This window comes from Opitutus terrae PB90-1 (genome assembly GCF_000019965.1).
In the GTDB taxonomy this organism is placed as follows: domain Bacteria; phylum Verrucomicrobiota; class Verrucomicrobiia; order Opitutales; family Opitutaceae; genus Opitutus; species Opitutus terrae.
The window spans coordinates 2,709,285-2,723,071 of the sequence record NC_010571.1 but is presented as its reverse complement, the minus strand read 5'-3'; the positions used below and the strand labels follow the sequence as shown (position 1 = coordinate 2,723,071).

The 13,787-nt window shown below is 63.1% G+C and carries 11 protein-coding genes; 4 read left to right on the top strand and 7 right to left on the bottom strand.

Annotation, left to right across the window (positions count from 1 at the left end):
• Positions 1 to 45 precede the first annotated feature (45 nt).
• Positions 46 to 909, top strand: coding sequence for a helix-turn-helix domain-containing protein (locus OTER_RS10740; RefSeq protein ID WP_012374943.1), 864 nt, complete (start codon positions 46 to 48; stop codon positions 907 to 909).
• Between the two features lie 189 nt (positions 910 to 1,098).
• Here the strand turns inward: OTER_RS10740 and OTER_RS10735 are convergent, their stop codons facing one another.
• On the bottom strand, positions 1,099 to 2,577 hold the full coding sequence (locus tag OTER_RS10735) for a DUF1593 domain-containing protein (protein ID WP_012374942.1): 1,479 nt from the start codon (positions 2,575 to 2,577) through the stop codon (positions 1,099 to 1,101).
• Between the two features lie 367 nt (positions 2,578 to 2,944).
• On the opposite strand from OTER_RS10735, the gene OTER_RS10730 reads away from it, so the two are divergent.
• Complete coding sequence (locus tag OTER_RS10730; RefSeq protein WP_012374941.1) at positions 2,945 to 4,024, top strand: NAD(P)-dependent alcohol dehydrogenase; 1,080 nt, start codon at positions 2,945 to 2,947, stop codon at positions 4,022 to 4,024.
• A gap of 45 nt (positions 4,025 to 4,069) precedes the next feature.
• Here the strand turns inward: OTER_RS10730 and OTER_RS10725 are convergent, their stop codons facing one another.
• The 6 genes from OTER_RS10725 to OTER_RS26860 form a co-directional block, all read right to left on the bottom strand.
• Positions 4,070 to 7,471 carry a hypothetical protein gene (locus OTER_RS10725; protein ID WP_237702477.1) on the bottom strand — a complete coding sequence of 1,134 codons (3,402 nt, stop codon included), beginning with the start codon at positions 7,469 to 7,471 and terminating at the stop codon, positions 4,070 to 4,072.
• A 183-nt stretch (positions 7,472 to 7,654) separates the two neighbouring features.
• Positions 7,655 to 8,884 (bottom strand): hypothetical protein, encoded by a 1,230-nt coding sequence (locus OTER_RS10720; RefSeq protein WP_012374939.1) that lies wholly within the window; start codon positions 8,882 to 8,884, stop codon positions 7,655 to 7,657.
• Between the two features lie 4 nt (positions 8,885 to 8,888).
• Entirely contained in the window at positions 8,889 to 9,794 is a 906-nt protein-coding gene (locus OTER_RS10715) for a formylglycine-generating enzyme family protein (protein ID WP_012374938.1), read from the bottom strand.
• A 175-nt stretch (positions 9,795 to 9,969) separates the two neighbouring features.
• Positions 9,970 to 10,635 carry a glycoside hydrolase family 11 protein gene (locus tag OTER_RS10710; RefSeq protein WP_012374937.1) on the bottom strand — a complete coding sequence of 222 codons (666 nt, stop codon included), beginning with the start codon at positions 10,633 to 10,635 and terminating at the stop codon, positions 9,970 to 9,972.
• Positions 10,636 to 11,214: 579 nt separating this feature from the next.
• Positions 11,215 to 12,225, bottom strand: a complete 1,011-nt coding sequence (locus OTER_RS10705) for a PIN/TRAM domain-containing protein (protein ID WP_012374936.1) — start codon at positions 12,223 to 12,225, stop codon at positions 11,215 to 11,217.
• Positions 12,222 to 12,350, bottom strand: coding sequence for a hypothetical protein (locus OTER_RS26860; RefSeq protein WP_272940901.1), 129 nt, complete (start codon positions 12,348 to 12,350; stop codon positions 12,222 to 12,224). The genes OTER_RS10705 and OTER_RS26860 overlap by 4 nt, the downstream gene beginning before the upstream one ends.
• A gap of 31 nt (positions 12,351 to 12,381) precedes the next feature.
• Between OTER_RS26860 and OTER_RS10700 the strand changes: the two genes are divergently transcribed.
• Entirely contained in the window at positions 12,382 to 12,798 is a 417-nt protein-coding gene (locus OTER_RS10700) for an EVE domain-containing protein (protein WP_012374935.1), read from the top strand.
• Between the two features lie 59 nt (positions 12,799 to 12,857).
• Positions 12,858 to 13,715, top strand: coding sequence for a prephenate dehydrogenase (locus tag OTER_RS10695; protein ID WP_012374934.1), 858 nt, complete (start codon positions 12,858 to 12,860; stop codon positions 13,713 to 13,715).
• Positions 13,716 to 13,787: the final 72 nt, after the last annotated feature.

Sequence of the window (13,787 nt, the reverse complement as noted above, 5' to 3'; positions counted from 1 at the left end):
GTGAATCGGCTTTCGGTTCGCACGGCGCGAAGCGTACATTCCCGCATGGCCTCGTTCGATCCCGCTCGGGTTGACTTCGCTCCATATGGGTTCACGTGCGTACGCTGGCAGCCGTCGCGGATGCCGCGACCCGATCACCACAACGAGCTCGAGCTGAACCTGCTGCCCGGTGGATCCGTCACTTACCTCCTTGGGGGACGAAAGGTGAAAATCGAAGCCGGACATCTGACGACGTTCTGGGCGGCCATTCCCCACCAGGTCCTGGATTACGGCGCCGCTCCCGACTATTTCGTGGCGACGATTCCACTCGTCTGGTTTCTGCAGTGGAACCTTCCGCCGCGCTTCGTGCAGCGAATCCTGCATGGCGAGGTGCTGGCTGATCCCAGCATCGCGCTGGCGTCGCTGGACCATTCATTGTTTACCCGCTGGGTCGGCGACTTGAGTCACGCCTCGCCCGCGGTCGTTCGCTTTGTGTCGCTCGAAATCGAAGCGCGTTTGCTTCGGCTCGCCAACGCCCTACCTGACGAGCCGAGTGCGACGGCACCCCGTCGTCGCGCGCGTTCCGTGCCGGAGGCGGGCGGGTTGAACCGCGTCGAACAAATCGCGTGTTTCATTGCACGGCGCTACCGCGAGAAGTTGAGGATCGACGACATCGCTGCGGCCGCGGGCCTGCACCCGAATTATGCGATGAACCTGTTCCGAAGGACATTCGGCACGACGCTGGGCGACTATCTCACTCATCATCGCATATCGCACGCGCAGCGCCTGCTTGTCACGAGCGATGAGAAGATCATCGACGTGGCCCTGGTCTCCGGCTTCACCTCGCTCAGCCGGTTCAATGAAGCGTTTCGGCGCGCGTGCGGCTGTTCGCCACGCGAGTATCGCCGGCAGCATCGGATCGAAGGCTGACAGAATTTCAGGAGTCACACGGTCGCGGCAGATTTCCGCGACTGCCGCGTTTGCCACCCGACCGTCGGCCCACACGCCGGTCGTTAGCAGGTGCTCGACGGATGGTGGAGCGGCTTGTTTTCACGCCGCTTGATAGCGGCCGTCGAGCAGCGCGTTGAAGACAACGGGCTCGCCCAGCCACGCCTACATTCACGGTGTCACAGTCACAATGACCCGCGCGTAACGCGACAGCGCCGGGGTGCCTTTGTCGGTGACGCGCAGAATGAAGTGCAGCGTTTCACGCTGGTCGACGATGGGAGCCGTGATCCAGACGCCTGGCGTGTTTTCAGCGCCACTGATCGTCACCGGCGTTTTGTAGGAGCCCGCCTCGGGATAGTGGAACCAAAGATAGCTCAAACTATCGCCATCGGGATCGGTCGTGCGATGCGCGCCAAGACCAAACCCTTGTCCCGACTTCACCGCGAGCGTGGCCGGATGATCCAGTGCCGGCACCGGCGGATGGTTGCAGGCATCGAACGGCTTGGTTGTCCAAGCCATTCGCGCAGCGAAGTCGTTCTGGAAGTCGTCGCGCCATCGCCAGAGCGTCGCCTTGAAATCCCTGAATGTTTTCTCGCCCGCGCGCGTCGCCCGGCCGAACTCCGGCCGGACCGGTGGCACAACCTCGTCCACCGCATTCGTCCAGATCGGTCGCGTTTCAGGCTCGATCGGCACATTGCCGATGAAAGTGCGTGGATCGGTCACGGAAATGTCCGGCCGGTAGAGCTCGTAACGGCCACCCCAGCCGCCCCACTCCGGATGTTCGGGCACGCTCAGCCCGTTCGGGATCAACGCGAGCCACGATGGCGTGTCGCCCTCGACGCCCCACGCGACATCCGGATACATCGCGCCGAGTGGGCCGTGATCCTGCTGAAGGTTTTCCGCGATCCAGCGGTTGCTGATCGTGGTATTGTCGATGCCAGCGACGACGGTGTTGATTCCGGTCCACGTAGCGGCGGTGTAGTTGCCACCGGGACTCACGATGTAGAACAGCGCCGGAAACTCGCGGCGAATCCACGGGCCGGCGTCGTCCTGGTCGGAGATTGTGTAGACGCGCAGCTTCGCGACGAGTCGTTCGACCTCCGCCGCGGGCCGTGTCGTGCGCAACGTGTGCAGTGCCTGCGCCAAGGTGTTGGCTCCGCCCCAGACGGAAATCCAAAGCGGACGATCGTCACTATGCTGCAACGTGCGGATGATCCAGTCGGATCCTTCCGTGTCCTTGCCCGGCCCAACGCCGCCCATCCCGTACTCCGGCCGGCCTTGTTTCACGACCGTCTCAAGAAGCTCCGAACGGGGATAACGTGGGTCGTGCTTCGTCAGGTTGCGGTGGACTTTCCCGTAGGCAGCGATGACCGCGCGGATTGATTCGGGATGCACGGAGGTGCGCAGATGCGTGGAGGTGGTCGCGATCAGGCCTTGGATCTCAATCTCGTCGGAGTACAGCAGCAGTCGCACCATGCTCTGCGTGTCGTCCGGGTCGGCCTCGATGTCGGTGAGGACGATCACCCGATGTCTGGTGGCGGGCCCTGGATCGTTCGCAGGCGACGCGACTGCCACACCAGTTGACCAATGCCAGGACAGAAGGAGTCCCACCAGCGTGACGATCTTCCAAAACTGTGCGCGTGTTCTCATGAGCTTTGCCGTAGACGACGGCTGTTCTGATGGCGAGGGTTGACCATGTGTGCAGCCAATCGGCCTCAACCTTAGTCGATCCAGCGAAAGGAGTCTGCCGCTCTCGCGTCGACACACTTCCTGAAAACTAAGGTTCCGCTCGCGGTAGCAAGGCCGCGGCGCGACGCGGGCGCACCAGGCGCTCGTGGCTGCGCGAAACGCGCGGATTCTGACCGGCTGTTGGCGGCATTGTCTGCGGATCGTTTGCCACGGGAGGAACCACCCGCATCGTCCTGGACCTTACCCGTTCTGCACGACGCCGGATCGAAACCCCGCTCGATGCGTCAAGTTCAGATCGGCTTCCTCATCGTCCAAATCCTCTCCCTCCATGGCCAAACCCATCGCCTACTCCGTCAAAGCTTATGGCACGCCCGGCGCGACGGCGCCGCTCGCGCCCTTGACCATCGCCCGACGCCAGCCCACGGCCGGCGACGTTCAGATCCAGATCCTCTACTGCGGCGTCTGCCACTCTGACCTCCACTTTGTGCGCAACGAATGGGGCTTCACGCAATATCCGGCGGTGCCCGGTCACGAGATCATCGGTCGCGTGACGGCGGTCGGCCCCGGGGTGAAAAAATTCAAGATCGGCGATCTGGTGGGCGTCGGTTGCCTCGTTGATTCGTGCCGCGCGTGTCCCGAATGCCAGGCGGGGCTCGAGCAATTTTGCCCGGAGATGGTCATGACCTACGGCAGCGCGGACAAACATCTCGGTGGCGGCACGCTCGGCGGCTACGCGCAGGGCATCGTCGTGCGCGAGGAGTTCGTGCTGCGCATTCCGGCAAATCTCAACGCGGCCGCGACCGCCCCGCTGCTCTGCGCTGGGATCACGACCTATTCTCCGCTGCGCCGCTGGAAAGTCGGCCCCGGCCAGAAGGTCGGCGTCGTCGGCCTCGGCGGCCTCGGTCACATGGCGGTGAAGTTCGCCGCCGCCTTCGGCGCGAACGTGGTGCTGTTCACCACCTCGCCCGGCAAGACCGCCGATGCACAGCGACTCGGTGCTCACGAGGTGGTCGTTTCGAAGGACGAGGCGCAAATGCAAGCGCACGCTGGCAGCTTCGATTTCATCCTCGATACCGTTTCCGCCAAGCACGACCTCAACGCCTACATCAACCTGCTGAAGCGCGACGGCAACCTGGTGCTCGTGGGTGCGCCCAGCGAGCCGCTCTCGGTCGCCGCCTTCCCGCTCCTCATGCGCCGGCGTTCGTTCTCCGGCTCGCTGATCGGCGGATTGCCTGAGACGCAGGAGATGCTCGATTTCTGCGGTGAGCACAACATCACCAGCGACGTCGAGATGATCCGGATGGATCAGATCAACGAGGCTTACGAGCGGATGCTGAAGAGCGACGTGAAGTATCGCTTCGTGATCGACATGGCGTCGTTGACGGCGGAACCGACCGCATCGGCGTGACGCGGCGACGTGTTGAGCTGCCGCCATGTCCCAGCGCCGAATCGCTCACGGGTTCACGACAATCTGTGCAGTCACATCAACTCCACCCTCCTGGTAGATGGCGTCGTTTGGTCGTGCGGGTAGCGAATTCCCATGAGAATCGCTGCCAGGCGTGAATCTCAATTGCCGCACGCCACTCACCCGGACTGGCTGGCCGTTATCCTGCAACATGTCGCCGCCCGTGATTCGCACCTCACTCGCCGACGCCCCAAGAACGATCATGGGGTGGGCCGTATCATAGGCGCTGATGTCACCGAGATAAACCGGTCCGGTGAACTGGACGCCGGGAGCGTAGACGCCGGTGAACCCTTTGGCGGCGAAGAACTGCGCGTTGGCCGCACGAATTCCGCCAAACCGGCCTGTTGGGCTCGAGATCGCGATATAAGCGATATCCGCAATTCCATCGTAGTTCGCCGTATCCTTGAACAGACTTTGGTTGACCGCCGTCGTGCGGCCGACCGTAAAGATCGACACATTCGTCTGCTCGTCAGCCCCGGCGATCACGATACGGGCGTGCCCTTTCATGTACGAGATGGAGGACTGGTTGTACTTCTCCGCCACGGCAGGGCCCGAGGGGTTGTCCAGAACGATCGAAAGCGTGCCAGGGCCGCTGAACTCCACCTGGACGATATCTCCGTCGAGATCGACGAACGATGTCCGCGTAATCTGGTTCTGAAAGTAGTCGGCCGTGATCGCCTCGGCTGTTCCGGTCAGCAGCACCTGATCGAAAATGTTTCCGTTCGGATGGGGTATGTCGACCGGCAGCAACTCCCGCCCCGAGCCAATGACTTTCCTATCTGACAGCACGCCCACCACGGCCGGTTCGCTGACACTCTGTCCAGCTCCGTTGATCGCTTCCGCAACGTACAGGCCGGTGGCCGCCGGCTGGAGGTTTTCCAAGTTCAGCGTGGAGGAGACCGCGTCGGCCAAAACGTCGCCATCGCGGTACCAACGACAGCTCGAGCCCGCAGCAGCCGTCACTGAGAGCATGGCGGTAGTGCCCGCGTTCGAAGCGTGATTCTGCGGGCTGCTGATCGTCACGGCTGCGGCCGGAGCGATGATGCCGACGTTGGAGAAAGACGTCTCCCCCGTCGCCGAGACGCTGTGCACGCGGTAGTAGTAGGTCGTCGCCGGATCGAGGGCCGGCAGTTCGACCGAGGTTGCTTTACCAACGTTGTAGCGGTCCCAGCCGTAGGTAAAAGACGCAAAGGTGGACAGCGAGGACAGATCGAACAGGTAGCAACTCGCGCCCTCACTGGCGCTCCACGAGATGCGAACCTTGCCGGCAGTTCGCAGCGCGGCCTCACCGATAATTGCCGATTCCACCGCCTCGGAAGCTCCCGCCGAATGGAAAAGCCCGGTCGCTACGGAACGAAACTTCATGCCGGGAGGCGGTATTAGCTTAAGGTTGTGAAAGGGTCTAGCCCCTCGGCCGAAACCGCCCCATGCCACCAGCGTCCCATCCGCGCGGAGCGCAAGACAGTCTGTGGTGGAAACCGCGATTTGCTTAATGTCATCCAAGCCTGGGGGGATTTCGGCATGCCCGTTGCCGGACGTATTGTAGAGAATCACCAAGGAACCGTTGGCGCGCAGGCCCAGCGCAAAGCTGCCGCCGGCCGCAATAGCGGTAAGGTCCCTGACATCCCGTCGTAACTCACTGGGATACGGCACCGCGCCCACGATGCTACCATCGCGCCGCAGAGCCAGCGTCAGGTAGTCTCCAGCCGCGATCGCGACGACGTTGCGCGTGTCGGCCGGCAAGTCACCAGCTCCGGGTTCACTTGGGAACTCATTCCCTCGTTCTCCCCAAGAGATCACGGTGCCATCCAGCTTCAACGCCACCGCGTGACGCGCGCCGAAGGCGATCGATCGCACGCGCTCTAGGCCAGCCGGAGGACTATTGAGCCCGAATTTACCCTCGCCCCAGATCGCAAACGTGCCATCGCTGCGAATCGCTCCACTCACCATGTTACCGGCCGCCAACGAAACCACATCAGCCAAGCCCGAAGGGACTGTGGTCGCTGGTGCGGGATAGCCCGGCACGGCCGATACGGTACCATCGGGGCGAAGCGCTAGGGTGTGATAGATTCCAGTCGCCACCTTTGTCGCTTGCACGGGAGGGATCGGTCTAAACGGTATCTCAAACCCTGCGGAAGATCCCCAGCCAACGAGTGATGGTTGGACCGGTTTGTCCAAAGTGATCTGTACGTCGAGATAGCTGTCACGTCCAGTGCCGCCCCTCTCCACGACGTGAATACGGACGCCGGCTGCGGAATCGTCCAGTGTCGCACCGGCACTAAGCACGACTGCGGCTTGGTCATCGTAAGGAGGGGCCAAATCGAGAAGGCTGAAGTTATAGTTCTCGTGGAATGCCAGCCCTACGTATGCTCCATCGGCTGTTCCCGCAGGGTGGCGGACTTCGTCGGATTTCATCCCTCCCCTGAGCCCGATCCAGTAGTACCTCAGGTTGTCACGGTTGACTCGGAGCGCGAGCGGCCGAGTCAGATCGGCATCCGGGCTGTCAAATCGGTAGACGCGGTAGGTCCCGCTGGCGACAACCGTGTGGATCGCTTCGTCGGGTAACCATCCACACAGGTACTTGTGCCATGGCGCGAGATCGTGGTCACGGCCAGACACGTGGCCCATCAGATCTGTGGGATCTCCATACTCTTCGATTTCCCCGTAGGCGACCGGATCGGTCGCAGTTCCCCTCCAGAAGTCCGAGTGCCGCGCGCCAAACGTGTGACATAGCTCGTGAGCGACGGTTTCGAAATCAAAGCTGCCGATCCACATTGCCTCGCCGGGTGCCGACGCCAACCCGTTCAAGTTCCATTTCGCGTTGGGGAAGAGTCGGCTCAGCTGCGAGCTGTACGAAACGATGATTCTCGAATAGTCACCGAGGGCATAGTCATCCTTCGCCAAGCTCTTTGCCTCGTCGAAAAGTTCCGCAGCAGTATTCGGCCAAAAAAAACCGGGGTCGCTGTACACGTAATCTTGGGCTGATCGAGAGATCCGGTAAATCTTGGGGCTGACAGTGCTGACGATAGTGGTCTGCCCAAAGCTGTTGCGTTCGATGAACGGCTTCACTTCTTCGTCGAGTACCCGCTGCGCCTCGGCGACCGAGATCGGCTCACCCGGGACGTCAGAAAAATCGACCCGGAGCACCAGCAGATTCTGAGGGCCAAGACAGCGCGCCTGATTCTCGGGCAATGCCAATGCAGCGGCACGTCCTTGTGACAATAAACGAGAGCTGCGCGCCGGCAGATCCCACCAGGACAACGCTATGTCGTCGCGCAGAGGCTGCGCATCCCGTGTCCGATGAATAGCTGCCCCCAAATCAGGGCAGAGAAGGCTCGTCCACAAGAGAGCAAGAACCGCTAGGGCGCACAATTTCGATGAGGGTTTCATCAGCAAAGGAGAACAGAGGCGCGAGATCCTCCCGGTCTGCAGCCCTTCGTTATGCTGCTCCGCGAACAAATGGCAAAGGGGATCCTCGCCACAAATCCAGAAATTGGCGTTAGAAGCCAGAAGACCGACCTGCATCTAGCTTCTAATGACAGGCACGCTTCTGCATGCGCCCCCTCGCGCGGGTCATCGCGTGGTCAGCAGGCCGTTCTGCTTCAGTCGCCGCAGCCGCTCGGGGCCGATCAGGTTCGCCAAGCCGGCCTCGGTCTGCTGTCGCGCCTGTTCAATGGTGGCGTCAATCTCACGCCAGTTGACCCTTTGCCCAGCGGTTTCGCTCATCTCCGCGGCGCTGCGCGTGCGCGCGGCTTGGTCGAGAAAAGCGGCGAGGTTCGTGTAGACGGACTCGACCTCCTGGTCCTTGAGCTCCCACGCCTCCGCGTACTGCTTGAGCGTCTGATACGCCGGGTCGTTTTGCCGTTTCAGGTTGTCGTAAGCTTCCGCCCCGAAAATCCGGCGAAGGTCTTCCTCGCGCGCCGCGTTGCTCGCCGCCAATTCCGCTGCGAGCTTTGCCGCCTCTGGAGGATTTCCCGTGAGTTGCCGGGCCAACGCCGCCTCCCGCTCGCGATAGGCGGCTTCCGTCTGCACCACGGCCGCGGCCTGGCCCGCGGTCGGGTTCAAGTCGCCGAACTCGCGATACACCGCCGTGGTCGGATCCGTGGTGCCCCGCAATTCGTCTAGTCGTTGTTTGCCGAGCAGCTGCTCGAGCCCGCGATCCAGCGTCTGCTGGGCTTGCGCCTGCAGCGTGCCCACGTCGGCCCGGTCCGCAGCGCCATCCTCCATCAGGATCTGCAACTCCCGGCTCTTGTCCTCGAATTCCTTCTGCAGCCGATACGCTTGTTCGGCTTCGTCCGCGGTCATCGCCAGCTCGTCACCCGGCGGGCGCGCGCGATTCAGCTCCCGCAGCGTTTGCGCCTCGTCCCACGCGCGGTAGCCGTCTTCGCCGAACGCCGCCTGCAGTTCGCGGATCCGCTCGGCTTCGAGCGCGCGCGACCATTCACGGATCTCGCGGTCCGGCACCAGCCGCGGCGCATAGCGGCGCTGCAGCGCGGCGAGCCGCTGAGTCGACCGGCGGTTGAACTCCTCAAGCACGACGTTGACCAGGGTGTCGCGCGCGATGCCCCGCTGTTCCAGCTCGGCGATCGCCGCGCGCGTAAGCTTCGCGCCGCCACGCACGGATTCCGAGCGGGTTTCCGAACCGAGCGGTGCGCGAACCGCAGGTGAGACGGCCGCGGGAAGTCTGCGCGCAGCCAGTCCGGAGGCAGCGGAAGCCGCCGGCCGATCGCGCCAGATGAGCAACGCCACGATCCCCAGCAGTACCAGATTTGCCGCGATCGAAATCCGTATTGTGAAGCGCATGATTCTATCTCCTGGCTGGTGTGGACGCTGTCGCGCCGGTCACGTTCCGGCACACGCGAAAACCCTGATCGGGGCCCTTGCCGCTCGCCTCGAAGCCCGCGCGGAACGACGGCTCGCAACAAAAATCTCCGCCCATCCATCCTCCGCCACGCCACACCCGACCGGCGGCGCTCTTCTGCGGCTCCGTCCCGACACCGGCAGATTCGCCATACCAGTTCCAGCACCACTCCCGGACATTGCCGGACATGTCGTGGAGCCCGAGTTCGTTGGGTGCCTTGCTCCCAACCGGATGCGTTTTGTTGTGGTTGCGCTCAATCAGCGGCCACGACCACATCCCGGTGAGCGGCTGGTCGCCTGAGTTGGTCCAATACCACGCCACTGCCTCGATTTCGTCTCCTCCGCTGTAGGCGTAGCTCCGACTCTTCTGCCCTCCACCGGCAGCGTACTCCCATTCGACTTCCGTCGGCAGTCGGTAGCCGTCAGCAGGCTTGATGGAAACCGTCCACTTCACGTCGTCGATTTCGTTCTCGTTGTCCGGATCCCGCCGCGCCTGGTCGATCACGTAGCAGGGTTGCAGGCCTTCGGCGGCGCTTCGCCGGTTGCAGAACTCGATGCAGTCATACCAACTCACGTTTTCCACCGGCAGATTTTCACCGCGAAATTTCGACGGATTGTTGCCCATGAGCGACAGCCACTCCTGCTGCGTCACCTCAAACTTCCCGATCAGGAAACTCGCGACCGCGATGGTTCTGCCGAGGTAGGCGTTCGTTCCCACCGTCCTTCCGTAATAATTCGATTTCGGATTCTTGAAGATGCCACCTTCGACGAGGACGAGATCGTTCGGGGAGGTCTGCGCCCAGCCGGTGACCATCGCGAGCAGCGGCAGGAGAAGAGTGAAACGTTTTCTCATCGGGAAAGAAGAGCGAGGGCTCGGCGTGCCGGACATGGTCTGCTCAGCCCTGCCGATTCGGGCAGGTTGTGGCGGACGCGTGATCGGGCTCGCCGGCAACAAGTGGAGCGAGGGGGCCGGGTTCTGCGTCCGGCCGCCCCTCGCTCCAAGTCGCATTGCTAGCGAAGGTTCATCCTCACCACACCGTGGCGTTGATGTAGCCGCTCTTTCCGCCCCACGCCTCCAGCGCGAGGATCATGTAGTTGTAGCTGCCGAATCCCTGGCCGCCGCGGCTGCGCCAATTGTTGATGTGGTTAGCCATGTTGACCGAGCGATTCGAGCCGGTCGAGGACCCACCCCACGTATCCTTGTACTGCCAAAACGTCGCCGTACCCTGGATGGACGGGGCGTTGACGCGTTGCTGTTTGTAGAAGCTGTAGCTGTGACCGTCGCTGCTGACGTTGTTCACGTAGGTGCCCCCGGTCACGGAACCCAACTCCGCCACGTAGTATTCGATGAGCGGGTTCGTGGTCCACCCATAGACGCCGACGAAGTTGTAGCTCCCGCTGAGGGCGCCGATATTGTAGTTCACCGTGCGCGCGGAGCCAGGATTCCAGCCTTTGCCGCCCACGATGTCGTTCACGTTGCTGTAACTGATGGCGAAATTCCCCGCATAGGTGCCGGCCTGCGGGAATGAAATGTTGCCGGATCCACCTTCCCGATACAGCGACCAGAAGTAGCCGTGGTCCGTACCCGTGCCGGCGTGCAGCACGGAAACGGAGCCGAGGGCGAGACCGGCGATGAGGAGACCCTGCGGAAAAACGCGCCGAAGCGCGGAGGTTAGGGATCTGTGGTGTTTCATATCTGACTTATGCCTGACTTGGGGTTTTGGTTTTTCGGTCCGACGGAATGTCGGTCGAAGGGGGCGGCACCGCGGGACTCGCGCCGCGCAGTTCCCCGCCGGGGCGCGGCAGACCCCAAGGGGGGCCGGCTTCGCGGGCAACTGGGCGAGAGGCGCGGAAGGCATTAGGGCGATTCTCCAGCAACCACGTGGCGAAAGCCGAAAGGAGCGGAGCGGCGGAAGGGGGAAAGGGAACGTCGTCAGGGGGAACTCGGAGTCCGACGTAGGGGGAAGGCGGACCAGCTGGGGGCAGTGCAAGCGTGATGTGCAACAGATCTCATTTTTGAAACAACAGTTCACAACAATCTCAGTCTAGCTATAGAGCTCGCCGAGCGTTTCCTCCGGGCGCGCCGCCGCGCGGCAGCCCCTTGGTCGGCGTCAGCCACTGTTGGAACTCGCTCGCCACGTCGGGCCACCGTGACGCCCAAAGAAGACGCGCTCTGTTATCCGCTTCGACCCACCCGGCGCTTCAGGCGCCCAGTACGCGAGATCCGTCGCCTAAAGCTGACGGCTTCGCCGCCCTCGCCTGCGGTGCGGCACCTATGCCGCCGCAGCGCTCACCAGCCTCGCGAACACCATTTTGCCGCCCGCCGTCGGCAACACGCTGACGATCTCCGCGTTCACGCGGTGACCGATAAAGGACCGACCTTCCGCCACCACCACCATGGAGCCGTCTTCGAGATAGCCGACCGCCTGCCCTTCGTCCTTGCCCGGTTTCACGAGCTCCACCTCGACCGACTGGCCCAGCGTGATTTCCGGCCGCAGCGATTTCGCGAGATCGTTCAGGTTCAGCCACGGCACACCGTGGAACTCCGCCATCTTCGCGAGATTGAAGTCCGTCGTGAGCAGCTTCGCGCGCATCGACTGCGCGAGAAACACGAGCTTCGCATCCACATCCGTGCGCTTCGTGACCTCGCTTTCGGGAATGCGAATATCGATGTGCTTGATCCGACGCAGCTCGTTCAACACTTCGAGGCCCCGCCGACCCCGGGCCTGCCGGTGTGGTTCGGTCGAGTCGGCCACGGCCTGCAGCTCATTGAGGACGAACCGCGGAATCACCAGCGCCGCGTTGAGAAACCCCGCCTCACACACCCGCGAGATCCGTCCGTCGATCAGCGCGCTCGTGTCGACCACCACCAACGGCACGTCGACTTCGTGCGGCACGAAACGCACATAAGGAATCACCAGGTTGAACTCGTCCTTCCCGCGCAGCGCGATCACCGTCGCCAGGTAGGTACAGACGATGAACAGCACCAATTGAAACAGGTAGATCGTCTGCAGATCGCCGAAGCGAAACAACGGCGACGAACCGATCAGGTACGAAATCAGCGTGCCGATCGCCAACCCAAACGTCATCGCCGAAAGCCCCCGCAGTGAAAATCCTTTCAGCAGCACATCGATGAGGATGATCAGCGCGCCGATCAGGAAACCGATCATCATCGCCAGCGCCCGATACTCGTCCCATTCGCGAATCGCGTAACACACCAGCCAGCCGCCCGCGCCACAGAGCAGGAAGAAAACCGCGCGAATCGCGTAGATCGTTCGTCTCATGACGCCGGCCGGACATGGCGCAGCACGAGCAGGACCAGCGGCAAGCCCACCCCCACCGCCATGCACCAGAGCAGGATCCGCAGGTGGCGACGGGCTTTTGCCTTTTCAGCGAGGTCCTCGTCCATTTCGGTGCTAGCGCACCAAAGCCCCTTACGCATGACAACCCAATACTGGTTGGTGAAATCCGAACCGGAAGCCTACGCGTGGACGGATCTTGTGCGCGACCGCCGCACGGCGTGGACCGGCGTGCGGAGTTTTCCCGCCCGCCTCAATCTCCAGCGCATGCGCCGCGGCGATCGCGTGCTGTTCTACGAAAGCGTCACGACCAAAGCCGTGATCGGGATCGCCGAGGTGACGAAGCCCGCTTTCCCCGACACCACCGCCGACGAACCCGGCTGGGTCGCCGTGGGGTTGAAGGCCGTGGAACCGCTCGGCCAACCGGTGACGCTCGCGCAGATCAAGGCCGAGCCCGCACTCGCCGACATCGCGCTGCTTCGGCAAAGCCGGCTCTCGGTACTGCCGCTCAGCGCCGAGGCCTATCAACGCATCGTGAAGCTCGGTCAGAAGCGCTAGACGCCCGCGCTCGACACCGCGGCGGCGGGCGTTTGATGTAACACATTCCACGCCTTCCCGTGTCCTCGCCCACTCTCGCCATTCTTGCCCCAGGTCTCCTCGGTGGCTCGGTCGCCCAAGCCGCGCACGCGCGCGGCGCGGCGGGTCGGATCGTGGTATGGGCGCGCCGTCCGGAAGTCCGTCTCGCGCTCGCCCATCAGCCGTGGTGCAGCGCCGTGACGGAATCCGCCGAGGCGGCCGTCGCCGGCGCGGATCTCGTCGTCGTCGCCGCGCCGGTCGATCGGATTATTCCGCTCGTCCAACAGGTGGCGCCACACCTCGGCGCCGGGGCAATCGTAACCGACGTCGGCAGCGTCAAAGGCGAAATCGCGCGACAGGGCCACGCGGCGCTTGGCGATGGCGCGCATTTCGTCGGCTCGCATCCGATGGCCGGCTCCGAAAAAACCGGCTGGGAGCACGGCAGCGCAGAGTTGTTCCAACATCGCACGTGCTTCGTCACGCCGCTGCCCGAGAGCAACCCGGCCGCCGTCGCGAAGGTTGTCGCTTTCTGGCGCGATCTTGGCGGCGAACCGGTGACGGTGCCGCCGGATCAGCACGACGAAATCGTCGCGCACATCAGTCATCTGCCGCAGATCGTCGCCTCGAGTCTCTGCGCGATGCTCGCCGGCAAAACTCCCGCCTGGCGCAACTACGCAGGCGGCGGATTGCGCGACACCACCCGCATCGCCGGCAGCGATCCGCAGCTCTGGCGCACGATCCTTGAACAAAATCGCGAGGAAGTCCTTCGCGCGTTGCGCGATTACCAGGACGAACTCCACGGGTTGCAGATCGCGCTGGCCAACCGGGATTATCACGAGGTGGTCGCGCGACTGGAGCGCGGCCGCGCGTATCGCAGCCAGTTTCGACCCGCGCCGTGAGGCGAACGCGCGTGCGCATGAAATTTCACCGGCGAAGAGTACCTGCTTGTAGGGACGCAGACTGGCTGCGCC

Coding starts and splice junctions, on each gene's coding strand:
- OTER_RS10705 (WP_012374936.1), bottom strand. CDS start 12,225: ATGAGACGAACGATCTACGCGATTCGCGCGGTTTTCTTCCTGCTCTGT.
- OTER_RS10700 (WP_012374935.1), top strand. CDS start 12,382: ATGACAACCCAATACTGGTTGGTGAAATCCGAACCGGAAGCCTACGCG.
- OTER_RS10725 (WP_237702477.1), bottom strand. CDS start 7,471: ATGAAACCCTCATCGAAATTGTGCGCCCTAGCGGTTCTTGCTCTCTTG.
- OTER_RS10740 (WP_012374943.1), top strand. CDS start 46: ATGGCCTCGTTCGATCCCGCTCGGGTTGACTTCGCTCCATATGGGTTC.
- OTER_RS10715 (WP_012374938.1), bottom strand. CDS start 9,794: ATGAGAAAACGTTTCACTCTTCTCCTGCCGCTGCTCGCGATGGTCACC.
- OTER_RS10710 (WP_012374937.1), bottom strand. CDS start 10,635: ATGAAACACCACAGATCCCTAACCTCCGCGCTTCGGCGCGTTTTTCCG.
- OTER_RS10735 (WP_012374942.1), bottom strand. CDS start 2,577: ATGAGAACACGCGCACAGTTTTGGAAGATCGTCACGCTGGTGGGACTC.
- OTER_RS10720 (WP_012374939.1), bottom strand. CDS start 8,884: ATGCGCTTCACAATACGGATTTCGATCGCGGCAAATCTGGTACTGCTG.
- OTER_RS26860 (WP_272940901.1), bottom strand. CDS start 12,350: ATGGACGAGGACCTCGCTGAAAAGGCAAAAGCCCGTCGCCACCTGCGG.
- OTER_RS10730 (WP_012374941.1), top strand. CDS start 2,945: ATGGCCAAACCCATCGCCTACTCCGTCAAAGCTTATGGCACGCCCGGC.